Annotated in this window: 21 protein-coding genes and 1 tRNA gene; 5 read left to right on the forward strand and 17 right to left on the reverse strand. The window is 67.1% G+C overall.

Annotation, left to right across the window (positions count from 1 at the left end):
• Nucleotides 1-23 precede the first annotated feature (23 nt).
• On the forward strand, nt 24-737 hold the full coding sequence (locus ABTU82_RS01090) for an SOS response-associated peptidase (protein WP_407171122.1): 714 nt from the start codon (nt 24-26) through the stop codon (nt 735-737).
• Nucleotides 734-1,651, forward strand: a complete 918-nt coding sequence (locus ABTU82_RS01095) for a 3-methyladenine DNA glycosylase (RefSeq protein ID WP_407171124.1) — start codon at nt 734-736, stop codon at nt 1,649-1,651. The genes ABTU82_RS01090 and ABTU82_RS01095 overlap by 4 nt, the downstream gene beginning before the upstream one ends.
• Here ABTU82_RS01095 and ABTU82_RS01100 read toward each other — a convergent pair.
• Both ABTU82_RS01100 and ABTU82_RS01105 read right to left on the reverse strand, forming a co-directional pair.
• Nucleotides 1,648-2,355, reverse strand: coding sequence for an ANTAR domain-containing protein (locus tag ABTU82_RS01100; RefSeq protein ID WP_407171127.1), 708 nt, complete (start codon nt 2,353-2,355; stop codon nt 1,648-1,650). The genes ABTU82_RS01095 and ABTU82_RS01100 overlap by 4 nt on opposite strands.
• 25 nt (nt 2,356-2,380) lie before the next feature.
• A complete protein-coding gene (locus ABTU82_RS01105; RefSeq protein ID WP_407171130.1) occupies nt 2,381-3,085 on the reverse strand; it encodes a GAF and ANTAR domain-containing protein in 705 nt (234 codons plus the stop codon).
• A gap of 737 nt (nt 3,086-3,822) precedes the next feature.
• On the opposite strand from ABTU82_RS01105, the gene ABTU82_RS01110 reads away from it, so the two are divergent.
• Entirely contained in the window at nt 3,823-7,761 is a 3,939-nt protein-coding gene (locus ABTU82_RS01110; RefSeq protein ID WP_407171132.1) for a helix-turn-helix domain-containing protein, read from the forward strand.
• A gap of 252 nt (nt 7,762-8,013) precedes the next feature.
• Here ABTU82_RS01110 and ABTU82_RS01115 read toward each other — a convergent pair.
• The 10 genes from ABTU82_RS01115 to rplU all read right to left on the reverse strand — a co-directional run bounded on the left by ABTU82_RS01115 (nt 8,014) and on the right by rplU (nt 14,894).
• Nucleotides 8,014-8,089: transfer RNA gene (locus ABTU82_RS01115), tRNA-Ala, on the reverse strand.
• A gap of 75 nt (nt 8,090-8,164) precedes the next feature.
• Nucleotides 8,165-8,542, reverse strand: coding sequence for a ribosome silencing factor (gene rsfS, locus ABTU82_RS01120; RefSeq protein ID WP_116646445.1), 378 nt, complete (start codon nt 8,540-8,542; stop codon nt 8,165-8,167).
• The gene (locus tag ABTU82_RS01125) at nt 8,543-9,694 is read right to left on the reverse strand and encodes a hypothetical protein (RefSeq protein ID WP_407171135.1); all 1,152 of its coding nucleotides are present in this window, start codon (nt 9,692-9,694) and stop codon (nt 8,543-8,545) included. It lies immediately after the preceding gene.
• A complete protein-coding gene (gene nadD, locus ABTU82_RS01130; protein WP_116646444.1) occupies nt 9,691-10,287 on the reverse strand; it encodes a nicotinate-nucleotide adenylyltransferase in 597 nt (198 codons plus the stop codon). The genes ABTU82_RS01125 and nadD overlap by 4 nt, the downstream gene beginning before the upstream one ends.
• 10 nt (nt 10,288-10,297) lie before the next feature.
• The gene (locus tag ABTU82_RS01135; RefSeq protein ID WP_116646443.1) at nt 10,298-10,519 is read right to left on the reverse strand and encodes a hypothetical protein; all 222 of its coding nucleotides are present in this window, start codon (nt 10,517-10,519) and stop codon (nt 10,298-10,300) included.
• Between the two features lie 54 nt (nt 10,520-10,573).
• Nucleotides 10,574-11,833, reverse strand: a complete 1,260-nt coding sequence (locus ABTU82_RS01140) for a glutamate-5-semialdehyde dehydrogenase (RefSeq protein ID WP_407171138.1) — start codon at nt 11,831-11,833, stop codon at nt 10,574-10,576.
• The gene (gene proB, locus ABTU82_RS01145; protein WP_407171140.1) at nt 11,833-12,675 is read right to left on the reverse strand and encodes a glutamate 5-kinase; all 843 of its coding nucleotides are present in this window, start codon (nt 12,673-12,675) and stop codon (nt 11,833-11,835) included. The genes ABTU82_RS01140 and proB overlap by 1 nt, the downstream gene beginning before the upstream one ends.
• Nucleotides 12,672-14,177 carry a GTPase ObgE gene (gene obgE, locus ABTU82_RS01150; RefSeq protein ID WP_116646440.1) on the reverse strand — a complete coding sequence of 502 codons (1,506 nt, stop codon included), beginning with the start codon at nt 14,175-14,177 and terminating at the stop codon, nt 12,672-12,674. The genes proB and obgE overlap by 4 nt, the downstream gene beginning before the upstream one ends.
• A gap of 132 nt (nt 14,178-14,309) precedes the next feature.
• A complete protein-coding gene (gene rpmA, locus ABTU82_RS01155) occupies nt 14,310-14,567 on the reverse strand; it encodes a 50S ribosomal protein L27 (protein WP_116646439.1) in 258 nt (85 codons plus the stop codon).
• Between the two features lie 18 nt (nt 14,568-14,585).
• Nucleotides 14,586-14,894 (reverse strand): 50S ribosomal protein L21, encoded by a 309-nt coding sequence (gene rplU / locus ABTU82_RS01160; protein WP_121149321.1) that lies wholly within the window; start codon nt 14,892-14,894, stop codon nt 14,586-14,588.
• Nucleotides 14,895-15,117: 223 nt separating this feature from the next.
• Here rplU and ABTU82_RS01165 point away from each other — a divergent pair, with 223 nt between their 5' ends.
• Complete coding sequence (locus ABTU82_RS01165) at nt 15,118-15,393, forward strand: DUF4031 domain-containing protein (protein WP_116646437.1); 276 nt, start codon at nt 15,118-15,120, stop codon at nt 15,391-15,393.
• A gap of 6 nt (nt 15,394-15,399) precedes the next feature.
• Here the strand turns inward: ABTU82_RS01165 and ABTU82_RS01170 are convergent, their stop codons facing one another.
• Nucleotides 15,400-17,874, reverse strand: a complete 2,475-nt coding sequence (locus ABTU82_RS01170) for an Rne/Rng family ribonuclease (RefSeq protein WP_407171144.1) — start codon at nt 17,872-17,874, stop codon at nt 15,400-15,402.
• 277 nt (nt 17,875-18,151) lie between these two features.
• Here ABTU82_RS01170 and ABTU82_RS01175 point away from each other — a divergent pair, with 277 nt between their 5' ends.
• Nucleotides 18,152-18,757 (forward strand): vitamin K epoxide reductase family protein, encoded by a 606-nt coding sequence (locus ABTU82_RS01175; protein ID WP_116646435.1) that lies wholly within the window; start codon nt 18,152-18,154, stop codon nt 18,755-18,757.
• Between the two features lie 9 nt (nt 18,758-18,766).
• On the opposite strand, the gene ndk is transcribed toward ABTU82_RS01175, so the two are convergent.
• Genes ndk through ileS form a run of 4 tightly spaced genes read right to left on the reverse strand, consistent with a single transcriptional unit; the run spans nt 18,767 to nt 24,371 of the window.
• The gene (gene ndk / locus ABTU82_RS01180; protein ID WP_116646434.1) at nt 18,767-19,180 is read right to left on the reverse strand and encodes a nucleoside-diphosphate kinase; all 414 of its coding nucleotides are present in this window, start codon (nt 19,178-19,180) and stop codon (nt 18,767-18,769) included.
• Nucleotides 19,181-19,183: 3 nt separating this feature from the next.
• Entirely contained in the window at nt 19,184-19,591 is a 408-nt protein-coding gene (locus tag ABTU82_RS01185; protein WP_407171146.1) for a DUF4233 domain-containing protein, read from the reverse strand.
• Nucleotides 19,588-20,928: a bifunctional folylpolyglutamate synthase/dihydrofolate synthase gene (locus ABTU82_RS01190; protein WP_407171147.1), complete on the reverse strand. Its 1,341-nt coding sequence runs from the start codon at nt 20,926-20,928 to the stop codon at nt 19,588-19,590. Before ABTU82_RS01190 ends, ABTU82_RS01185 begins: the two co-directional genes overlap by 4 nt.
• Entirely contained in the window at nt 20,925-24,371 is a 3,447-nt protein-coding gene (gene ileS / locus ABTU82_RS01195; protein WP_407171148.1) for an isoleucine--tRNA ligase, read from the reverse strand. The genes ABTU82_RS01190 and ileS overlap by 4 nt, the downstream gene beginning before the upstream one ends.
• Nucleotides 24,372-24,503 lie beyond the last annotated feature (132 nt).

A 24,503-nucleotide genomic window follows, 5' to 3' on the forward strand; every position in this document is an offset into this window, starting at 1 on the left:
TAGGGCCCGTCTACGGTGGAACCATGTGCGGTCGATTCGTGGTTGCCAATGTCGGTTCCGAACTCGTGGGGGTCTTGCGCGTCGACGTCGAGAACGACGTTCTCCCCGCTCCGTCGTACAACATCGCCCCCACGGCGTCGGCGGCGATCGTGCTCGATTCGGTGAAGACCGATCCGCCCACCCGGCGGCTCGAACCAGCGCGCTGGGGCCTCGTACCGTCGTGGGCGAAAGATCCGGGAATCGGCGTCAAGGCCTTCAACGCCCGATCGGAAGAGATCGAGAACAAGCCGATGTTCCGGGGGGCGCTCGAGAAGCGCCGTGCCATCGTGCCTGCGTCGGGCTACTACGAGTGGAAGACGACCGACGACGGCAAGGTTCCCCACTACATCCACCCCGCCGACGGATCGCCTCTGTTCTTCGCCGGGCTCTACGAATGGTGGAAGAACCCCGAGCTCGGCGATGACGATCCAGCTCGGTGGATGCTGAGCTTCACCATCCTCACCCGCGCCTCGATCGGTCGGCTGGGGTCGATCCACGACCGTATGCCGTTGTTCATGGACGCCGACTACGCCGACGCGTGGCTCGACCCATCGACCGACAACGTCGGCGACATCCTCGACGCCGCCATCGATGCGGCGCCCACCGTCGCCGACACCCTCGACGACCACGTCGTCTCCACGGCAGTGGGCAACGTGCGCAACAACTCCTCGGAGCTGATCGAGCCGGTCGACGAGTGACGTCGCCCACACAGCAGACCGCGACCACGACCGTACTGAGCGGCGACGAGTGGCGAGCGATAGCCGAGACGCACGCGGCACGCGCTGACGCCCTCACGGCGGGACGGCGAGCCCGGGCATCTCGCGGCGAGACTCACCCGGTCGACGACTTCCTGTTCACCTACTACTCGTACAAGCCCTCGGTGCTACGACGCTGGCACCCCGGTGCCGGTGTCGCTCTCGCCGACGCCGACGAACGTGCCGGGTGGCGGTGGTATCGCTCCAGCGACGGCGGCGTCGTCGTCGTCGACACCGACGCGTTCCGCGCGGATCGCGGCAATCTGATCACGGCCGTCTCTCGCCTCCTCCGGGCGACATCGCAGCGACCGGCCCATTTCGGATGCTTCGGACTCCACGAATGGGCGATGGTCTACCGAGACGCAACACCCCGACACGACGTCCCGCTGCGCCTGAGCGCAGCCGAGACAGATGCCGTGGTCGAAGCATCCGAGCTTCGCTGCACCCACTTCGACGCGTACCGGTTCTTCACCGATGCCGCGGTGCCCCGCAATCATGAGCCCCTGAGCCGCGACCTTCAGGTCGCCCGCGAGCAACCGGGCTGCCTGCACGCCGGCATGGACCTCTACAAGTGGGCGGTCAAACTCGGGCCTCTCGTACCGGGTGAGGTGCTGCTCGATGCGTTCGAACTCGCGCGAGACATCCGCACGCTCGACATGCAGGCTTCACCGTACGATCTGCGGGACTGGGGTTACGAGCCGGTAGCGATCGAGACGGTCGAAGGAAAGACCGAATACGGACGACGCCAGCGCGCGTTCAGCGTGCGCGCGGCCGATATCCGGATAAGCCTGCTCACCCGGCTCGGCGACGGTTTCTCGTTCAATCCACCCGAGTCGCGGGTGGAGCCCATCCGCTAGAGCTTGAGCCGGCCTGCGATCACCTCGGCCGCGACAGCGCTAATAGGCGACCGGGTGGAGCGAGCGTGCATACGCAGCAGCCGGAAGGCTGCGTCCATATCGATGTCGTGGCTGAACGACACATACCCCTTGGCCTGTTCGATGACCACCCGGCTGTTCAGGGCCCTCTGCAGCTGCCTCTGAGCCATGACGGATTCTTCGGTGAGCCGCTGTTGCAGGATGCTGATCGTCGCGATGTCGGCGAGGGTCTTCGCCGCTGTGGCATCGGCGTGATTGAGCTCGCCGGTCCGATCGCGGAAGAGGTTGAGCGAACCGATGACCGAATCGCGCAGCCGCATGGGGATCGCGTACAGAGAGGCATACCCGGATCGATGCGCGTCGGCCGCGAATCGTGGCCACTTGTCGGTGACGTGCCGGAGATCGGGGACCGAGACGACGTCACCGGTCAGAGCGGCTTCGACACAGGGACCCTCACCGACGTGAACCTGGAGGAGTCCGATGAGCTCGCTGCGCTCGCTGGTGGACGCGATGACCTCCAATTGACGGTCAGGCCCGGCCAGCAGGATGCCGGCCGCCGTGGCGTCGAAGATATCGGTGCAGTCGTCGACCAAGAGCTGCAGCAGATCGACGATGTCGAAATCGTCGACGAGCGAGTCGGCCAGTTTCGCCACGGTTCGCAGCAGGTGCTCTTCGCGGGTGCTCATAGTTGAGTGTAGGTACCGTTCCAGCTCAGAGATCGAATCTCAGACGGCGTGCGACGACGTCTTCGGCGACCTGCGCCACCGTTCGGCTGGTGGAATAGGCGCGCCCGCGCAGCACGAGCAGGGCGTCTTCCACCCCGATGCCGAGTTGCGCGGCGACCATGCCGGAGGCCTGGTGCATCTCACGGCGGGAGTGCGGACCGTCCGGCAGACCGTCTTCGGTGTGCTCGACGTCGTCGAGCGCGCGCTGGAGAATCCGTCTGGATGCGATTTCAGCGAGAGTCGTGACGTCGGCGACCGCGCGGGCGGTCAAGTCGCGCGGTCGGTCGTTGTAGAGGTCGACTGCCCCGACGCTCAGCTCGCCGACATAGAGCGGGAACGAGTAGATCGCGCCGACGTCGAGCAGGCGGAATGCCTCCCGGGCACTCGGCCAGTTCGTCGACGTCGTCCGCGCAAGGTCTGTCTCGAGCACCGGTCGTCGGTCGCTCAGGGCGTCCCAGCACGGTCCTTCGCCGAGATCGATCTGGATCTCGTCGATTCGGGCCGCGGTGCGGTTACTGGCGCAGACGGTCTCGCTCCCCAGCGGACGACCGAGAGTGGAGATGGAGGCACCCGAGACCTGCGCCGCGCCCACAAAAGGGCCGCACAGGTCATCGCCCTTCCGGGCGGCGGAGAGACGCGCGAGCGCTTCTGAGAAAGCCGCACGATCGTCGCCGGGGAGGGATGTATCCATACTCACCCGTCCACCTCCGTTGAATGTTCGGGCTCTCAATTCGGGTGCCGTACGGCTGACGCTATCAGCACCGATGCCATCGCGGGGAGGCAGCACGACAGGGACGCCGCATCCCTCGCCGCAAACGACGAAGACCCCCGGTTTCCCGGGGGTCTTCGTGATGTGTGGACCTACTGCATGTCTACTCCAAACAATCCTCGGTCGCGCCTCGTCCGGCCGAGCTGTTGGCGGAGCTCCGACGAGCGGACCGCCCCAGCATTAAGAGGACGGGGCCACGGACGGCACGGCAACTCCAACCCCAGGAGGTCGAGGCCCTGATCGTGAGCTACCGAGCGACAGCCAGCGTTGCTGCCACCGCTCGAGAGTTGGGGATCACGAGGCAGACCGTCGGGCATCATCTCGCGCGCGTCGGCATCCTCACTGTCATCTGGATGAGTAAGGAGCAGGCGACGCAAGCAATCCGACGCTACAGGGAGGGTGCATCCGCAGCCGTAGTCGGACGCGAGGTGGGTTTCAGCACGCACGTGGTGTTGAAGGTACTGCGCGACCATGGAGTTGAGATCCGGCGGTGAATGAAGGAGACCAGAGGCACCGAAGAAGGACGAAACTGCTGCTCGCAGAGTGACCGTCGTCCCAGCACCGTCTTGACGCATTCGGCCTAGGCTGCGCGACATCGCGAAGGCGCAGCGACATTGAGATTCATGTACACAAAGTCAACAATCTGGTATCCTATTGTCATGAATGGTGCATCGAGCGAGTATCTGAATGTACGGCAGACGGCCGCCGCCCTCGGTGTTCATGAGAACACGGTTCGAAACTGGGTCAAGTCAGGCGTTTTGGTTTCTTCCCGCGTCCCCGGCTCCTCGGCGCACCGCTTCTCGCGCGATTACATCGAACGTATGGCACGAGAACGAGGCGAATCGAAGTCCGCGGCCGCCCCTTCGTTCAGCACCATCGGGCCCGAGCTTGCTCGCGCCATCGACATTGATCGATGGGGCGCAACTCTCGACGCCAAGAGTGCGTTCCCTGATCTCATCCGTCGCCTCCTCGCCAGTACGCCCGGCATCACGAATCTCGAGATGCGCGCCCACGAGGGCGTTGCGGCACCAGGTTGGGATGGCACCGTGACCTCGACCGGCGCCGCCGTTCTGCCGAACGGACCGCTTCGCTTCGAGCTCGGCACGGATGCGAAACCGAAACAGAAGGCGCAGAGCGACTACGACAAGCGCGTCCCTCCCCCTGCGGAAGACTCCGGTGCAACCTTCGTGTTCGCAACGCCGCGAAATTGGGCAGGTGGTCAAGAATGGGCGATCGAGCGAGCTCGCGACCAGCACTTCGCTGGCGTGCGCGTGCTGGACGCCCATTCGATCGAAGCGTGGTTGCTCACGGCGCCAGCCGTACACTACTGGCTGTCCGAGCGCCTGGGCTATCGGCCGCGCGACGCCTACACGATCACGACATGGTGGAGTCGGTTCTCGTCAAGCACTAGCCCGAGGCTTCCGGAGAGCTTTTTCATCGCGGGTCGCGAGTCCGAATCCGAGAAGCTCGCGAACTTCCTCAGCGCGGGATCGAACGCTGAGCCGATAACAATCTCCGCCCCGTGGGCCGAGGAGGTCATCGCGTTCGTTTTCGCCGCGACCGCGAATGTCGACCGTGCGCACGAGCGGATCGTCGTCGTTCAGGACGAGTCTGCGTGGCAGCGGATCTCGGAGTCACGTGAGCAGCTCATTCTCATTCCCCTTCACAGGGATGGTCTCGACCTGGCCGCTGCGATTGATCGCGGCCACCAGGTGATCTTGCCGGCAGGCACGGACGACATCGTCCGCGGAGACCGACATGTAACTCTGCCCCGAATCGGACGCGTCGAGGGCGCGGCAGCATTGCGCGAAGTCACTGATCAGGATGTGGGGAGCCTTGTAGCACTCGCCCGTCGCAGCATGCCAGCCCTGTTTAGAAGGATTGGGCGTGAGTCCCGCTACCAGCTGCCGCCCTGGGTCGAAGAACCAGACACAGCCGCAGTTATTGCGCCGCTACTCTCCGCTGGCTCCTGGACGAGCTCGGTTGGTGACCAGGCGGTGATCGAACGACTCACTGGAGCCCCGAAGGCACAGATCGAACGCCTCCTGAGTTCGCTAGCCACCAAACCGGATCCCCCGTTTGTGCGCTCTGGCGGTAACTGGACACTCGCGTCGCCCGCGGAGGCGGCGCTGAGCCTCCTGCCGAAGCTCACCTCAGACCAGTACCGGGTCTGGTCCGACGTCGCGTTGGAGGTGCTCCTCGAAGCAGACCCGTACGACGGAATGGACAGTTTCGAACGGATGCAGGCGCAGGCCAGCGGGATACGGACACCAACTTCCGAGACAATGAAGCGTGGGATCGCAAACGCCCTCGCCCTCGCTGCAGCCACGAGCGAAGACCTGCCCACTTTCCGGATTCAACTTCAGATCGACCGGATCGTTCACCGACTTCTTAAAGAGTCGAGCACCCGCGGCGGTACTGGTTGGATTTTGCTCTCAGCATCGTTGCCCGCCCTCGCCGAAGCGTCACCGGACATTTTCCTCGATGCGGTCGACAACGATCTCAGCGCCGTCGACCCGCAGTTGGCCGCCCTCTTTCAGGACAAGTCCGCCGACTTCTGGGGCCCGTCGTCCCCGCATCCCAGTCTGCTCTGGGCACTCGAACTGCTCTGCTGGTCCCCCATCTATTTCTCTCGCAGCGCATCGATGCTAGCCAAGCTCACACGCATCGACCCGGGGGGACGACTCAGCAATCGCCCCGCCGAGAGTCTCGCAAGTGTCGAGCTCGGTTGGCTCGTGAACAGCGGTGCAAGCATCGACGACAAGATCGAATTCGCTCGCCAGCTCCACCAACGAGATCCGGAGGTGGCATGGAAGCTCATCCTCGCCCTGTTACCCACTCGACACGCTGTGGCGTCACCGCCCCAGAAGCCGAAACATCGGGATTGGACCGCCTCGAGGGAATCAGTGACGTGGGCGGACTGGGGCCGATTCACGGAGTCAATAACAGCGCTATCCGTCAACGCCGCCGGAGTCAACGCCGATCGATGGCGTGACCTCATTCCGAGGATCGATGAGCTACCCCGGGCCTTCCGAGATACGGTCCTCGACGCACTCGAGCAGGCCGCACATGAAAGCGTCTGGTCGCAAAGTGAACGAACATCCATCTGGCGGACGATCGAGACGGAAACTCTCCAACATCGCGAGTTCAGCACGAGTCAGTGGGCGATGCCCGAAGAGCATGTGCAGCGTCTCGAGGCCATCGCTTCTGCTATCGAGCCAGCCGATGATCCGGAGCGCTTCGTGAGTGCCTTCGGTTGGCGGACCCCAATCCCGGGTGTGCCTCGGTCAACCGACGAGTACCGGATCGCGCGAGATCGCCTGCAGCGCGAAGCGGTAGATGCTGTTCTTCCGCAAGGGATCGAAGCACTCACCAAACTTGCCCTGGCCGTCGACGACGCTCGCTCGCTCGGCGCCGCCCTCGGCGCTCGAAGCGATGCGCCTGGCGACGAACTTCTCGATTGGCTCGACAGCGAACAGCAGAACCTTGCCCAGGTCGCTATGGCTTTTGTAGGGCGCCGCATCGCCGAGAACGGCCTGTCGGGTCTCGAGACAATTCTCGACTCGGGCCACGTCGAGAGCGAGCGCGCCCAGATCAACGCCTTGGGCATGCTTCCGTTCGGACGGGCCGAGTGGGAATGGGCTTCGACTCTTACGGATTCGCTCCAGGACCGCTATTGGAGGAGCGTCCGACCCTTCCAGGTCGAGCCGGACGAACTCGAGGACGCCCTTCGCCTCCTCTGCGAACGTGGCCGTCCGTGGCAAGCGCTCGAACTTCTTTCGTCCTCGCTGACCAAGGAGCCGAAGCCGACGATCTCGATCGTCGAGTTCGTCGTGGACGCACTCGTGATGACGCATGAGCCACTCACGGACCATCAGATGACGTCGTATCACCTGGAGCAGGCGCTCACCTTCTTGGAGCAAGAGGCACCCGATCACCCACGACTGCCGGTGTTCGAGTTCACTTTCTTCGAGCTTCTTCATGATCATCGGCCATCTGCCGCCCTCTACAGGCTGCTGAACGCGGACCCTGCGGAGTTCGTCGCGCTCGTCAGCATGGTGTACCGAGGCGAGAACGAGCCGGCTGGCGATCCATCCGCCCATGACCAAGCGCGAGCGCACCTTTCGTGGAGCGTGCTTCACGAATGGAGTGCCACTCCCGGTGCGCAACCTGACGGCACGATCGACGGCGACCATCTCACGACCTGGGTCCGAGCAGCACGGCTCGCCTTCTCGGAGAGCGCGCGGACATCTATCGGCGACGAGGTCATTGGTGAAATTCTCGCCACCAGCCCGATCGGCGCCGACGGCGCGTGGCCTGCCGAGCCAGTGCGGGAGATCGTGGAGAGCGTCGGCAGCGCACGGCTTGATACGGGTCTCGCGATCGGCCGCTTTAACCAACGCGGCATACACTCGCGCGATCTCTTTGACGGCGGAGCCCAGGAGAGGACATTGGAGGACACATACCGAGCATGGTCGACGCAAATCACCAGCAGATGGCCCCGCACAGCGAGGATTCTCCGCGGAATGGCTGAGGACTACGCGCGTGAAGCCGAACATCACGATGCCGACTCCGAGCGACGTTCCGACGAAGGATAAAGCGCGTCCTGCTACATCACCTCAATGGCGCGACCGGAGCACTAACGGACCTTCGTGCTAGCTACTGGGCGACACTTGCTGGGCCCGAGAACAAATCCCCACCTGAAATGTTCTGGCCAGGATAGGAAGCCTTGTGGTCTTGCGGTGCTCTCAGCTACTCCATGAATGCGGAAAACGCGGCCACGCATATACCAAAAGCGAAAGAGAAACGCCCGATCAGACACGCTTTCGCATGACCGATCGGGCGTCCAGTGGTGGACCTGAGGGGACTCGAACCCCTGACCCCCTGCATGCCATGCAGGTGCGCTACCAGCTGCGCCACAGGCCCTTACGCTGCCTCACAAGGCAACCCCCCTAGATTACTACATCCGAAGGGATGCCACGAACCAGGGAGCGCGATTCGTCACTCTTGATTCGCGGGTGCCGGCAAATCGATGGGAACCACAGGGCAGTCCTTCCAGAGACGCTCGAGCCCGTAGAAGACACGCTCCTGCTCATGGAAGACGTGCACGACGAGATCGCCGAAGTCGAGCAGCACCCAGCGCGACTCCTGGCGGCCCTCTCTGCGCAGACGCTTGTGCCCCGCTTCGAGAAGATCCTCCTCGATGGCGTCGGCGATGGCCGCGACGTTGCGCTCGTTGCGCCCGGTGACCATGAGGAAGATGTCGACGAGCGGCAGCGGCTCGGAGACGTCGAGAGCGACCAGATCCTCGCCGCTCTTGGCGTCGGCGGCGCGAGCCGCGATCTGCAGCATCTCGCGGGAGTTGTCGGTGGCGACCATTTAGAAGATTCCTGTCGTGAAAGCGAGGACGAGAAGTCCGGCAACGGTGACGAGCAACGCGCCGGCAGTGATCGTCAGCGCGATGAGCAGCCTGCCGCCCTTCTCAGGGGCGGGGGGCCGGATGATCTCGTCAGAGTTGCGCACCTGACTGATGGCTGCGCTGGCGGCGATCGGGGTGGGTGAGGATGCTGCGGGTAGCTCTCCGTCGACGAGGACGGCGTCGACATCCTTCCCGTCGTGCATCCCCGGCGCGTGCCCGACGGAGCCGAGCCCTTCGGGGAGGTCGAAGGTGCCGGTGATGAGCACCTCGCCGGTGGCCGTCACCGGAGCGACGAGCGGCGCGGCAGCGGGAGTCTGAGAGAGGATCAGCGCGTTCGGCGTCGATGACGAGACCCCCGTCGATCCGGTCCGGGTGATCAGCTGGTCGAACGAGGGAGGCAGCTCCACGACGGGGGTCTCCCCGGCGAGAAGGCCCGACCCGAAGTGGGGGTTCACCACGGCGATGGGTTCGTCGCCGACAGCGGAGGGGCGAACGAGCCCGGGGACGTCGGCGATCGCTGCTCCCGACTCCGCGTCGCCGGAGCGGGCAGACACGGCCTCCGGCTCGTCTGCGTGCGTCGTCGTGTCGGCGTCCGGGGTCGGCGAGGGAGCCCCATCCGGCGCGATGATCGGGACCGACGCGGTGCGGATCCGCTCGACCTCGCGCGCTTGGCGACGGGTCAGGGGGGTCACGGCGAGATCTGCGAAGGATGCGGGCGTGACCGGCTCCTCCCCCGCGACCGACGGCGTAAGGGCGACAGGCTCCGCCGTCTCCGCAGGTCGCTCGGCATCGGCGTCGGGCTCAACGTGCGTCTCCGGCTCGGCGGCCGCATCGGGCTCGGACGACGCCATCCCCGAATCGAGTTGCGGTTCGGACTCGATCGCGTCGGCATCGATGGGCTCCGCCGTGTCGATGGCGTCGTCGGCGTGGGCGTTCTGCTGCGCGTCCTTGTCACGCTGTGCAGCCGCAGCGCGATCGTCGGCCTCGCTCAGGAAGGCTTCGTTCTTGGCGATGTCTTCGGGGGTGAGGACGGGAGTGGCGCCCGTGTTGCGGATCTCTCGCAACCGCCGACGGGTCAGCGGAGGCGTGTCGGGCTGATCGGGTGTGCTCATGCCTTGCTCCGATAGAGGTGATGCTTCTCGATGTACTGGACGACGCCGTCGGGTACGAGATACCAGACCGGATTGCCCCTGCGGACGCGGTCTCGGCAGTCGGTCGACGAGATCGCGAGGGCGGGGATCTCGAGCTGGCTCACGTTGTCTCGCGGCAGACCGTCCGTGCTGAGCACGTGACCTGGGCGTGAAACGGCGACGAAGTGGGCGAGGCCCCACAACTCATCATGGTCCCTCCACCCGAGAATCTGCGCCACGGCATCCGCACCCGTGATGAAGAACAGATCTGCGCCGGGGCGCTGAGCCTTGATATCGCGCAGGGTATCGATCGTGTAGGTGAAGCCGTCCCGGTCGATATCCACCCGGCTGACAGTGAACTGAGGGTTTGACGCCGTTGCGATCACCGTCATCAGGTAGCGGTCTTCGCTCGGCGAGACCTGCTGCTTCTGCCACGGGCGTCCCGTGGGAACGAAGACGACCTCGTCGAGATCGAACGACTGCGCGACCTCGCTCGCCGCGACGAGGTGGCCATGGTGGATCGGGTCGAACGTTCCACCCATGACCCCGATCCGCGGGGCGCGCGTCGTCGTCATGCAGTGAGCCTCAGTGGCCGTGCCTCTCGGGAGTCGGCGTTCCGTGCGTGCGCGCGTAGGCGTCGGCCTTGTGCGCGTGACGGTTGGCCACGTTGCGGTACGAGAGCGTGACGAGTCCGAGGAGGGTGAAGACGGCGAGGGCCACGGCGCCGTACCAGAACGTCTCCAGGGCGACGTTGCCGTGGTGTTCGGCTTCTTCAGCGGCGAAGGCGATCAGCGTGGCGATGGTCATCGAGGCTCCGTTCGGGTTCGCGCGGCGGCGACGCGCATGTACGAGTTTAGGCCGTCAGGCACGGGTCTGTCCGTCACCGCGCGCCAGCCACTTCGTGCTGGTCAGTTCGGCGAGACCCATCGGACCCCGCGCGTGCAGCTTCTGGGTCGAAATCCCCACCTCTGCGCCGAATCCGAACTCTCCGCCGTCGGTGAACCGCGTCGACGCGTTCACCATGACGACCGCGGAATCCACTTCGGCGAGGAACCGCTCGGCGCTGGCCGCGTCATCGGTGATGATCGACTCGGTGTGGTGCGTGGAGTAGCGGCGGATGTGAGCCAGCGCATCGTCGAGGTCGTCGACGATACGCACGGCGAGGTCGAGGCTGAGGTACTCGCGCGCCCAGTCGTCATCGGTGGCGGCAACGACGGAGGTGTCGTACGCCGCGGTCTGCTCATCACCGTGCACAGTGACACCCGACTCCTTGAGCGCCGACAACATTCCGGGAAGGACACGGGGGGCGGCATCTCGGTGGACCAGCACCGTCTCGACGGCGTTGCAGACGCTCGGGCGCTGGGCCTTGGCGTTCACGACGATGTCGCGAGCCCAGTCGGCGCGCGCGGAGGCATCGACGACGACGTGGACGACGCCCGCCCCTGTCTCGATGACGGGTACGAGCGACTCGGTGACGACCGTCTCGATCAGCTGAGCGCTTCCGCGCGGCACGAGCACGTCGACGAGTCCGCGGGCGCGCATGAGCTCGCGGGCTCCGTCGCGACCGAACTCGTCGACGGTCTGAATGGCCTCCGGGTCGATACCCTGCGTCGCGAGAGCAGCGCGCATACTCGCCACGAGCGCCGCATTCGAGCTCTCGGCAGCACTACCGCCGCGGAGGACGACCGCATTGCCGGAGCGCAGCGCGAGTGCCGTGATGTCGACGGTGACGTTCGGACGCGCTTCGTAGATCGACCCGACGACACCGAACGGCACCGACACCTTCGTCAGCCTCAGACCGTTCGGCAGCACGCGCTCGTCGAGCACGCGCCCCACAGGATCGGGCAGTTCGGCGATGTCGCGCACAGCCGCCGAGAGCGCCGCGACACGACTGTCATCGAGGCGCAGGCGATCGAGCAGCGCGTCGCCGATGCCGTTCGCCCGGCCACGCTCGAGGTCTTCCGCGTTCGCCGCGACGATGTCGTGGGAGTCCGCGTCGAGCTGCGCCGCGATCGCCTGCAGGGCAGCGGTCTTCTGCGTGGAGGTCAGCAGCCCGATCGTGCGCGCGGAGTCTTTCGCGCGCAGCATCCGGTCGTGGGCCGAGGCGACGAGAGCGGTCATCAGCCCAGCCTATCGGCGGCGCTCACCGCACCGACGGGCCCGGTGAGCGTGGGGGCTGCATCGGGGTTCGGAGCGAACCACGTGCCGATCTCTTCGCCGCCGAGCGCCTCGGCGACGAGGTCGGCACTGGTCACCAGCACGCCGACACCGGATGCTGCAGCCAGCCGAGCAGCCGATACCTTGGTGGCCGCTCCCCCGGTGCCGACGCTGTTGACGACGACCGTGCCGAACTCGAAACCCGAGAGGTCGTCACCGAACTCGACGTGGGTGATGGGCCGGGCTCCCGGTTCGCCGGGCGGGCGCGTGTAGAGGCACGCGATGTCGCTGAGGAGCACGAGCCCATCCGCGCCGATGAGCTGCGCCACGAGAGCCGCCAGCCGATCGTTGTCGCCGAAGCGGATTTCGTGCGTCGCGACCGTGTCGTTCTCGTTGACGATCGGCAGGATGCGCAGACCCAGGAGCCGCTCCATCGCGCGTCGCGCATTCGATCGGTGCGTCGCGTTCTCGAGATCGCCCGCTGTCAGGAGCACCTGTCCGGCGAGGAGCCCGTGTCGGTCGAGGGCCGTCTGGTAGCGCCACATGAGCACGTTCTGCCCGACCGCTGCGGCGGCCTGCTGCGTTGCGAGATCGTTGGGGCGACCGGCGAGATCGAGCAGCGGTAGCGCTGTGGCGATGGCACCGGAGGAGACCAGCACGATCTCCGTTCCCCGCGCCGACGCGGCGGCAAGAGCGTCGACGATCGTGTCGATGCGGTGCGCACCCTCGCCGCCGATGGACGACGAACCCACTTTCACCACGACGCGCTGAGCTCCGGGGAGGTCTGCGCGGGTCTGCGCCGTCATTGCTCGGTGATCTCCTCAGCGTGGCGCGCCTTGCGCTCGACCTCGTCTTCGGCGCGAGCGGCCGCCTTGGCGTCCATCCGCTCCTTGTAGCGCTCGCGACGCTGATCCGTCGTGCGACGGGGGTTGAGGTCGAGGCGCGGATCGGTTCCACGGGGAGCGGTCATGAGCTCCGCGGGCGAAGACATCGTCGGGTGCCAGTCGAACACGACGGCGTCGTCCTCGCCGATGACGACGGTCGCCCCGGGCGTCGCGCCCACCTTGTACAGCTCGGTCTCGACGCCCAGCTTCTCCAGGCGGTCGGCGAGATAGCCGACGGCTTCCTCGTTCTGGAAGTCGGTCTGCTGCATCCAACGAACCGGCTTCTCGCCCAGCACGCGGAAGATCGGCCCGTAGGTTCCGCCTTCGACGCGCACGGTGAAAGCCTTCTCCGAACCCGTCGGACGAATGACGATCCGCTCGGGTGCCGGTGCGGCGGCGAGCTCTGCGCGGTGCTTCTCGACGACCTCGCCGAGGGCGAACGTGAGTTCGCGGAGACCGGCACGGCTCACGGTCGAGATCTCGAACACGCGGAAACCACGCGCTTCGATCTCGGAACGAACGAGGTCGGCCAGGTCTTTGCCCTCCGGGACGTCGACCTTGTTCAGGGCGACGAGCTGGGGCCGCTCGATGAGGGGCACCTGGCCTTCGGGAACCGGGTAGGCCGCGAGCTCGGCGAGGATGATGTCGAGGTCGGTGAGAGGGTCGCGACCGGGCTCGAGCGTGGCGCAGTCGAGCACGTGCACGAGAGCCGTGCAGCGCTCGACATGGCGGAGGAACTCGAGGCCGAGACCGCGCCCCTCACTGGCACCCTCGATGAGCCCGGGCACGTCGGCGATCGTGAAGCGCACGTCGCCGGCCTGCACGACACCGAGGTTGGGGTGCAGCGTCGTGAACGGGTAGTCGGCGATCTTCGGACGCGCCGCCGAGACGGCGGCGACGAGACTCGACTTGCCCGCCGAGGGGAAGCCGACCAGGGCGATGTCCGCCACCGTCTTCAGCTCGAGGTTGAGATCACCCTCCCACCCGGGAGTGCCGAGGAGAGCGAACCCGGGCGCCTTGCGCTTGGGGTTTGCCAGGGTCGCGTTGCCGAGACCGCCGATACCGCCCTGCGCGGCGATGAACCGCATTCCGGGGGTGATCATGTCGACGATGGTCTCGCCCGCGGCATCCTTCACCACCGTGCCCACCGGCACGTTGAGCTCGACGGGTTCACCGGCGGCACCGGAGCGGTGGTCGCCCATGCCGAACCCGCCGTTGCCGGCGGACCGGTGCGGCGAGTGGTGGTACGACAGCAGCGTGGTGGTCTGCGGGTCGGCGACGAGGACGACATCGCCCCCGTGCCCGCCGTTGCCACCGTCGGGGCCTGCCAGCGGCTTGAACTTCTCGCGCTTGACCGAGACGCAGCCATTTCCACCGCGCCCCGCACGAAGGTGCAGTGTGACGCGGTCTACGAACGTGACCATGCGTGTTCCTTTCGTGCGGTGATGCGGGACGAGGGCCCGGGAGGGCCATGGTGAAACGGTGAAGGGGACGGGCAAAAGCCCGCCCCCTTCCAGAGCTGTGCGACCGGAGCCGCTGCTCGTGCGTGTCGGAGGTTACTCCGCGCCCGCGACGATGTTGACGACCTTGCGGCCGCCCTTCTGGCCGAACTCGACAGCACCGGCCGAAAGGGCGAAGAGGGTGTCGTCCTTGCCACGGCCCACGTTGGCGCCGGGGTGGAAGTGCGTGCCGCGCTGGCGGACGATGATCTCGCCGGCGCCGACGACCTGGCCGCCGAAGCGCTTCACGCCGAGGCGCTGAGCGTTGGAGTCACGACCGTTACGGGTGGAGCTTGCGCCCTTTTTATGTGCCATCTCTGCGTCTCCCTGGCTTTACTTGATGCCGGTGACCTTGACGCGCGTGAGGTCCTGACGGTGCCCCTGGCGCTTCTTGTAGCCGGTCTTGTTCTTGAACTTCTGGATGACGATCTTCGGTCCGCGCAGCTCACCGAGCACCTCGGCGGTCACCGAGACGCCCGCGAGCTTCTCTGCGTCGGTCGTGACGGCGTCGCCGTCGACGAGGAGCACGGCAGGAAGCTGCACGTTGTCGCCTACCTTGGCCGCGAGGCGATCGAGAACGACGATCGTGCCGACCTCTACCTTCTCCTGCCGGCCACCGGCCCGCACTACTGCGTAAACCACTTCATACCTGTTTCGTTCGGGAGCACGAGGCTCCGGTTTGTCTGATGACGGAAGTCTTGGTGCGAATCGTCCGCGTCGACCGCGTCATCCGGGCCGGCGTCCTTCTCAGACCGCCGCTGCCGGGCACGTGACACGAACGCACCAAAGGGAAATGCTACCCGATGCCGACTCCCCTGGCAAAAGCTCGGAGCCGCGTGTCGCGGTGCCCGCATAGGATCTCGACGTGACGATCCTGATCGACAACCCCCTGTGGCCGGCACACGGACGGCTGTGGGCGCACCTGGTCAGCGATTCCGACCTGGCCGAACTCCACGCCTTCGCCCGCGCGAACGGCATCCCGCGGCGGGCGTTCGACCTCGACCACTACGACGTCCCCGACGAGGCGCACCCGCGGCTCGTCGCCGCGGGCGCCACCCATGTCGAAGGTCGTGAACTCGTTCGGCGTCTGATCGCGTCAGGACTGCGTGTGACCGCTCGGGAGCGGCGCAGCATCCGCTGAGAGCACTCAGCCCTCTTCGGTCGGTCCGGCCTGCACCGGAGTGCCACTCAGAGCCGCCGTCGTCACACGGCGGCGCGAGCGACCCTGGCCGGGCGCCTTGGGCTCGGGAAGCGCGCTCAGCACCGAATCGAGCAGGACTTCCTTCTCGGTGCGCGGGTTCTTCGATGCGGCGTCGGTGCGCTTCTTGCGCGGGCGCTTGACCGGCTCCGCCTCCGCGACGGGAGCTTCCACGACGACCGGTTCGATCGCGGGGGCTTCCTCCTCGCCGTTGGGCTGGATGGTCGACGCCGCGATCTGCGCGAGGGCCGACTTCACGCCTTCGGTGATGACGTGGGTTCCGCCCGTGGCGCTGTTGCCGCCAGTGCTCGTGTTGCCGCCCCCGTTGCCGGAACCGCGCGAGCGCCGGTTGGACGAACCGTTGTTCGACGACGATCCGCCCCCGTTGGAGCGGTGCTTCACCACCGGGTCGTGGTGCACGACGACGCCGCGACCGGCGCAGACCTCGCACGCCTCGCTGAAGGTTTCCAGAAGCCCCAGGCCGAGCTTCTTCCTGGTCATCTGCACGAGTCCGAGCGAGGTGACCTCGGCGACCTGATGCTTGGTCCGGTCACGGCTGAGGCACTCGACCAGACGGCGCAGGACGAGGTCCCGGTTGGACTCGAGCACCATGTCGATGAAGTCGACGACGATGATTCCGCCGATGTCTCGCAATCGCAGCTGGCGGACGATCTCTTCGGCCGCTTCCAGGTTGTTCTTGGTGACGGTCTCTTCGAGGTTTCCGCCGGAACCGACGAACTTGCCGGTGTTGACGTCGACCACGGTCATCGCCTCGGTGCGGTCGATGACGAGCGAGCCGCCCGAGGGCAGCCACACCTTGCGGTCGAGAGCCTTTTCGATCTGCTCGGTGACGCGGAACTCGTCGAACGGGTCACGGTCGGCCTCGTACGATTCGACGCGGTCGAGCAGGTCGGGTGCGACGCTCGCGAGGTAGCTCGTGATCGTCTGATGTGCATCCTCGCCCTGGATGAGCATCTTCGTGAAGTCCTCGTTGAAGACGTCGCGCACGATCTTGACGAGGAGGTCGGGCTCGGAGTGCAGCAGTGCCGGTGCCTGGATCGTCTCGATCTGGCGGCTCACGTGCTCCCACTGGCTGGTGAGTCGCTGCACGTCGCGCGTCAGCTGGTCCTCGGTGGCCCCCTCGGCCGCGGTGCGCACGATGACGCCCGACGATTCGGGGAGGACCTCTTTCAGGATCTTCTTCAGGCGCGCGCGCTCGGTGTCGGGAAGCTTGCGCGAGATGCCGTTCATCGCGCCGCCGGGCACGTAGACGAGGTACCGCCCGGGGAGCGAGATCTGGCTCGTCAAACGGGCGCCCTTGTGCCCCACCGGGTCTTTCGTGACCTGGACGAGCACCTTGTCGCCCGACTTCAGCGCGAGCTCGATCCGGCGCGGCTGGTTGCCCGTCTCCACGGCGTCCCAGTCGACCTCGCCCGAGTACAGCACGGCGTTGCGACCGCGACCGATATCGACGAACGCGGCCTCCATGCTCGGCAGCACGTTCTGCACGCGGCCGAGATAGACGTTGCCGATGAGCGAGGCGTCCTGGTTGCGGGCGACGTAGTGCTCGACGAGCACGTGGTCCTCGAGCACGGCGATCTGCACACGGCCGTTCTTGGAGCGGACGATCATCTCGCGGTCGACGGCCTCGCGACGGGCGAGGAACTCGGCCTCGGTCACCACCGGGCGGCGACGACCGGCCTCGCGACCGTCGCGGCGACGCTGCTTCTTCGCCTCGAGGCGCGTGGACCCCTTGATGCGCTGCGGTTCGGTGACGTACTCCACCGCGCGCTGGCGGGGTGCCGCAGGCGCGGACTCCGCGCGATCCTCGCTGCCACCGCTCTCGCCGCGACGGCGATTGCGTCGACGTGCCGAGGTTCCGGCTGCAGGAGCCTCGTCGGGCTCGTCGAATTCCTCCGCACGCGGCGAAAGAGCGACGACGGGTGGGGCGTAGAAGTGCAACTGGGTGCTGACGGCCGAGACGAACACCTCGGGCAGCAGGCCGAGAGCGACGGCCGTCAGCTCGGCCGGCTCTTCGGGGGCCGACTCCTCGGGGGCCGGCTCCTGCGCGGGAGCCTCTTCGACCGGCACCTGCTCCGGCGCGGGAGCGTCCGCGCTCGAGCCGACCGAGGACTGCTCGTCGGCACCGGCGGCATCCGCGACCGGCGCCTCGGCGGCCTCGACCGCGGGGATCTTCTCCTCGGCGGCGGGCTCATCGGCCGCGCCGGGTTCCGGGGCGGCATCCGACGCGACGGCATCGGGCCCGGACGCGTCGGCTGCGGGGATCGCACTGCGGTCACCCTCGGTCGCCTCGACCGCGTCGAGCACGGCCTCCATGTCGGCGATCGTCGTCAGCTGCTCGGGGGCGTCCTGCGGCACATCGCTCGCGGGGGTGTCGTTGCGGTTCTCGGTCTCATCGGCCATCACGGGGGTGCTCCTTGCGGACGACACCGCGCATCGTCCGACGAAATCTCGTGCGGCGCCACACCCGGCGGGGCCGCGAACTCATTTGGTCTGCAGCCGGCCCGAGGCTCTAACTGCAAGGGCGTCCATCGCCCGAAGTCTGTCGTGATGCCGGTGCGGCGCGGCCGCGGGCATCACCGACCATTATCGCACTCCCCCGCCGGTAATGCAGACCAACGCTTCGAGAGTCGGTTCATCGCCGAGCCGGACCAGAGGTACGGGTGCCATAATCCGAGCCATGAGCGCACCGGCAGCATCCCCGCACCGTCCGACCGTGATGGCGGTCTGGCTGATCATCGCGGGGGTGGTCGGGTGGTGGGCCGCCTTCTCCCTCACGATGGAGCGCCTGCACCTCCTGGCCGACCCCGACGCCACCGCCTCGTGCGATTTCAACCCGCTCATCCAATGCGGCAAGAACCTCGTCTCCGCGCAGGGAAGCGTGCTCGGATTCCCGAACCCGATCATCGGTCTCGCCGGCTGGATGGCGCCGTTGTTCGTCGGGGTGGCGATCCTGGCCGGCGCGCGGTTCGCTCGATGGTTCTGGTGGATCTTCACCCTCGGGACCGCCGGGGCGTTCGCGTTCGTGGTGTGGCTGATCGTGCAGAGCATCTTCGTCATCGGCACGCTCTGCCCGTGGTGCATGGTGACGTGGTCCGTGACCATCCCGACCTTCTACGTCGTGCTGCTCCACGTCTTGCGGACGGGCATCGTGCCCGTGCCCGCAGGGGTGCGTCGAGGAGCGGCCGCCACCATGGGGTGGATGCCGCTCCTCGCCGTCGGTAGCTACGCGATCATCGCGATCGTCGCGCAGCTGCGGCTGGACGTGATCGGATCTCTCGTCTGACCCGTCGGGTCAGAACCAGATAGCGAGCTCGCGCGCCGCCGACTCGGGGCTGTCGCTGCCGTGCACGAGGTTCTGCTGCACGGCCAGGCCCCAGTCGCGCCCGAAATCACCGCGGATTGTGCCGGGCGCCGCGGTCGTGGGGTCGGTGGTGCCCGCGAGCGAGCGGAAGCCCTCGATCACACGGTTGCCGGCGAGTCGGATGGCGACCGACGGGCCGGAGAGCATGAACTCGAGCAGCGGCTCGTAGAACGGCTTGCCCTCGTGCTCTGCGTAGTGCTGTTCCAGGGTCGCGCGCTCGGGCTCGACGAGCCGGATGTCGACGAGGGCGTACCCCTTCGCTTCGATGCGGGCGAGGATCGCGCCGGTGAGGCCGCGGGCCACGCCGTCGGGCTTCACGAGTACAAGGGTCTCTTCGGTCGCCATGAGTCAGTTTCCGTTCGGTGTGCGGGGATCGGCCAGTGCGGCGTTTCGGCGGTCGAGGGACGCCCCCTTGATCGTCGCATACGCCCACATGCCGCCGAAAATGAGAGCGACGAGAAGAAGCGCCGGTACGAGGAATCCGCCGAGGGCGAGGACGACCTGCAGCCCCCATCCCGCGACGATCGCCCACCGGTGGCGGAGGAACCCCGACGTGATGACCATCAACAGGGCCAGCACGACCCCGCCGACGATCCCCCACCACGGTTCGATGCCGTCGGGCAGCACCTGCAGTCCGAAGACGACGAGGCCGCCGAGGAAGACCACGATCGACTCGAAGCCGAGCACGACCGAACCGAGCGACTCCTGCGCGCCGCGCTGACGCCGCACCCGCGGCGTGCGCTCGCGGGGGCTCATTCCTGCCACCCGTTCTTCCAGTCCTCTGCTTCGGAGAGGCGCAGCGCCTCGCCGGCCAGCACGACGGAACCGGCGATGACCACGGCCCGGCGATCGGATGCTGCGGCCCACTCGCGTGCGGCCTCCGCCGCGTCGTCGAGCCCCGGGTGCACCGAGACCGTCGCGCCGCGAGCCTCGGCGAGGTCGGCCACGAGGTCGGGGTCGCTGGCGCGTTCCGATTCCGGGGCTGTCGCGAACACGCGCGCCGCCACCGGCGCCAGCGCATCCACGATGCCGGCGGCGTCCTTGTCTCCGAGCACGCCGACCACGACGCCCCACTCGTCGACGTCGAACGTCTCGCGCAGGCCCGCGACGAGCGCCCGCGCACCGTGCGGGTTGTGGGCGGCGTCCGCGACGACGATGGGGTGCGATCCGACGAGCTGCAGGCGCCCCGGCGATGTCGCCTGGGCGAGGCCGTCGGTGACGACCTCGGCGCCGATGCTTCCGAAGAGCGACTCGACGGCGGCGATCGCGAGCGCGGCGTTCGCGCCCTGATGGAAGCCGTAGAGCGGGAGGTACTGCTCATCGAAGGTGCCGGACAGACCGCGCACCGAGATGAGCTGTCCACCGACCGCGAGCCGCTGGGACGAGAGGCCGAACTCCTCGCCCTCGAAGGCGATCGTGGCCCCGCGGGCAGCAGCAGCGGCGCGCAGCACGGCTGCCGCCTCGGGTTCCTGGCGGGCGGAGACCACAGCCGCACCGTCCTTGACGATCCCCGACTTGACGGTCGCGATCTCGCGGATGGAGGAGCCGAGGCGGTCGGCGTGGTCGAGCGCGATCGGGGCGAACACGGCGACGTCTCCATCGGCCGTGTTGGTCGAGTCCCAGGCACCGCCCATGCCGACCTCGAGCACGAGGACGTCCACCGGCGCATCGGCGAAGACGACGAAGCCGAGAACCGTCAAGAGCTCGAAGAAGGTGAGTGCGGCGTCGCCCGCCGCGGCCAGCTCGGCGTCGACGAGCTCGACGAACGGTGCGATCTCATCCCACGCATCGGCGACGGCCGCGTCGGAGACGGGCTCGCCATCGATCATGATCCGCTCGGTGAAGCGCACGAGATGCGGGCTCGTGAACAGACCGGTGCGCAGCCCGGTCGACCTGACGAGACTCTCGATCATGCGGCTGGTCGAGGTCTTGCCGTTCGTCCCCGTGACGTGGATCACCCGGTAGGTGCGCTGGGGGTCTGCGAGCAGCTCCAGCACCCGCCGCGTGCGCTCGATGCGGGGCTGGATCCACTGCTCGCCCTGCCGCGTCAGCAGGGCCGCATACACGGCGTCGGCGCGGTCGCGGTCGCTCATTCGCCACTCTCCTCGTTCAAACGGGTCACCGAGACGGTGAATGCGCCGGCGTTGGCGAAGGTGCCCTTCGCGAACTCGGCCTGGTGTTCGGGCGTCTCCGAGGGCGTGCCGCGCAGCGTACCCCTCGACAGGGTGGTCGCGCCGTCGGATCCGACGATCGCGGCTTCTCGGGCGAGGGTCTCCCCGGCGACGTCCGCGACGTCGAACGCGGCCGATACCGCCGCTGCATCATCCTCGTCGCTGAAGCTCAGCATCAACCGGATGCGATCGCTCACGTCGAATCCTGCCGCCTTGCGGGTGTCCTGCACCGCGCGGACGACGTCGCGCGCGAGACCCTCCGCCTCGAGCGCGTCGTCGGTCGTCGTGTCGAGGAGCACGAACCCGCCACCGGCGAGCACGGCGAGCGCTTCACCGTCGGGGCGACCGGACGTCTCGACCACCAGCTCGTACTCTCCGGTCTGCAGTTCCACGCCACCCGCGACGACGACGCCGTCGGTCTCCGACCAGTCTCCGGCGCGCGCGGCCTGGATGACCTGCTGCACCTGCTTTCCGAGACGGGGGCCCAGGACGCGTGCGTTCACCGTCAGGCGATGCGAGATGCCGTACGAGGCCGACGCCCCGTCGACGAGTTCGACCAGTTCGACCGACTTGATGTTGAGCTCGTCACGGAGGATGTCTTCGAACTGGCCGAGGGCGGCAGCATCCGCCACGACCACCGTGAGACGGGGAAGCGGCAGCCGCACGCGCTTGCCCTCGCGCTTGCGCAGCGCGTTGGCGACGCTCGACACCTCACGAACGGCGTCCATCGCGACACGGATGTCGGCCGACGTCGGGAAGGCGTCGGCATCGGGCCAGTCGGTGAGGTGCACGCTGCGTCCACCCGTAAGCCCCTGCCACACCTGCTCGGAGACGAGAGGGATGAGCGGGGCGGCGACGCGCGTGAGGGTCTCGAGCACGGTGTAGAGCGTGTCGAACGCCTCCGTCGACGACGCGTCGTCGTCGCGCACTCCGACCCAGAACCGGTCGCGCGAGCGACGGATGTACCAGTTGGTCAGCACCTCGGCGAAGTCGCGAAGTCGCTCCGCGGCGGTCGTCGAGTCGAGACCGTCGAGGTCGGCGGCGACGCCGCGCACGAGATCACCCGTGAGGGCGAGGATGTAACGATCCAGCACGTCGGTCGAGTCGGTGCGCCAGGATGCGTCGTATCCCGACTCCGCACCCGCAGACCGACCGGTGGTAGCCCGCGCGGCGTTGGCGTAGGTGGAGAAGAAGTACCACGTGTTCCACAGGGGAAGCAGGAACTCGCGCACGCCCGCGCGGATGCCCTCCTCGGTGACCACGAGGTTGCCGCCGCGCAGCACCGAGCTCGACATGAGGAACCAGCGCATCGCATCGGATCCGTCGCGGTCGAACACCTCTCGCACGTCGGGGTAGTTGCGCAACGATTTCGACATCTTCTGACCGTCGCTGCCGAGCACGATCCCGTGCGCCGAGACGGCGCGGAACGCCGGGCGGTCGAACAGCGCCGTCGACAGCACATGCATGACGTAGAACCAGCCCCGCGTCTGGCCGATGTACTCCACGATGAAGTCGGCGGGCGCGTGCTGCTCGAACCAGTCGTGGTTCTCGAACGGATAGTGCACCTGGGCGAAGGGCATCGAGCCGGAGTCGAACCAGACGTCGAGCACGTCCTCGACGCGGCGCATCACGCTCTGCCCCGTCGGATCATCGGGGTTCGGGCGGGTGAGGTCGTCGATGAACGGACGGTGCAGGTCGACCTCGCCCTCGGTGTTACGCGGTAGGCGACCGAAGTCGGCCTCCATCTCGGCCAGCGAACCGTAGACGTCCAGGCGCGGGTACTCCGGGTCGTCGCTCTTCCACACCGGGATCGGCGAGCCCCAGTAGCGGTTGCGGCTGATCGACCAGTCGCGGGCGCCCTCGATCCACTTGCCGAACTGGCCCTCCTTGACGTTCTCGGGAACCCAGGTGATCTCGGCGTTGCCCGAGATCATGCGTTCCTTCACGTCGGTGACGCGGATGAACCAGCTCGAGACGGCCTTGTAGATGAGGGGGTTCCGGCATCGCCAGCAGTGCGGGTACGAGTGCTCGTAGCTCGCCATGCGCAGCAGGCGTCCGTTCTGGCGCAGGATGCGGATGAGCGGGGTGTTCGCGTCGAGCCAGAGCTCGCCCGCCACATCGCTCACGTCGGAGAGGAACCGGCCGCCGTCATCGAGCGACAGGATGGTGGGCAGGCCCGCAGCATCCGCCAGCCGCTTGTCGTCCTCGCCGTAGGCGGGCGCCTGGTGCACGATGCCGGTGCCGTCGCTGGTCGTGACGTAGTCGTCGACGAGGATGCGCCACGCGTTCTGCGTGCCCCACTCGTCGGCGTCGGCGTAGTAGTCGAACAGACGGTCGTACGCGACGCCCTCCAACTCGGAGCCGAGGACCGTCTGCTGCACGGCGTCGCGGGCGGCGTCGGTCGACTCGTACCCGAGATCCTTGGCGTAGCCGCCCAGGAGGTCTTCGGCGAGGAGGTAGCGGTGAGCGGTGGCCTCGATCGCGTCGTCGGCGAGCCCGTCGGGAGTGTGGTGCACGTCGGCGGCACCCGCCGGTCCGCCGGGGACGACGACGTAGCGGATGGCGGGGCCCACAGCGAGCGCGAGGTTCGTCGGAAGGGTCCAGGGCGTGGTCGTCCAGGCGAGCGCACGCACGCCCGTCAGTCCGAGCGCTTCGGCCTTGGCGCCCACGAGCGGGAAGGTGACGGTGACCGACGGGTCCTGACGCATCTTGTAGACGTCGTCGTCCATGCGCAGTTCGTGGCTCGACAGCGGCGTCTCATCACGCCAGCAGTAGGGCAGCACGCGGTAGCCCTCGTAGGCGAGCCCCTTCTCGTGCAGGGTCTTGAAAGCCCACAGCACCGACTCCATGTAGGTGGTGTCGAGCGTCTTGTAGCCGTTGTCGAAGTCGACCCACCGCGCCTGGCGGGTCACGTAGTCCTGCCAGTCGCGCGTGTACTCGAGCACCGACTCGCGGGCCTTGGCGTTGAAGGTCGCCACGCCCATGCGCTCGATGTCGTCCTTCTCGGTGATGCCGAGCTGCTTCATCGCCTCGAGCTCGGCCGGCAGACCGTGCGTGTCCCAGCCGAAGACGCGGTCGACCTTCTTGCCCCGCATGGTCTGGAAGCGGGGGAAGACGTCCTTGGCGTAGCCCGTGAGCAGGTGACCGTAGTGCGGCAGGCCGTTCGCGAACGGAGGTCCGTCGTAGAACACCCACTCCTCGGCGCCCTCACGCTGGGCGATGGACGCGCGGAACGTGTCGTCGGAGGTCCAGAACGCGAGCGTCTGCTCTTCGAGCGAGGGGAAGCGCGGGCTCGGAACGATTCCGAGCGCCGCGCTCGCCGACGCGTCGGCAGCGGGTCCGAACGAGGACTTGGGGTAGGTCATGTCACTCCAGCAGGTCGAGGATCAGCCTGCGAGGACGACTCCATCGAGCCGCGGTACCACCCCGCGTGACGTCTCGGGCCCTTCGACAGGCTCACGGACCGAGTCGTCCACTTTCACAGCGGCTGTGACGGG

Origin of the sequence: Microbacterium deferens (assembly GCF_045517775.1) — a bacterium.
Classification (GTDB): Bacteria; Actinomycetota; Actinomycetes; order Actinomycetales; family Microbacteriaceae; genus Microbacterium.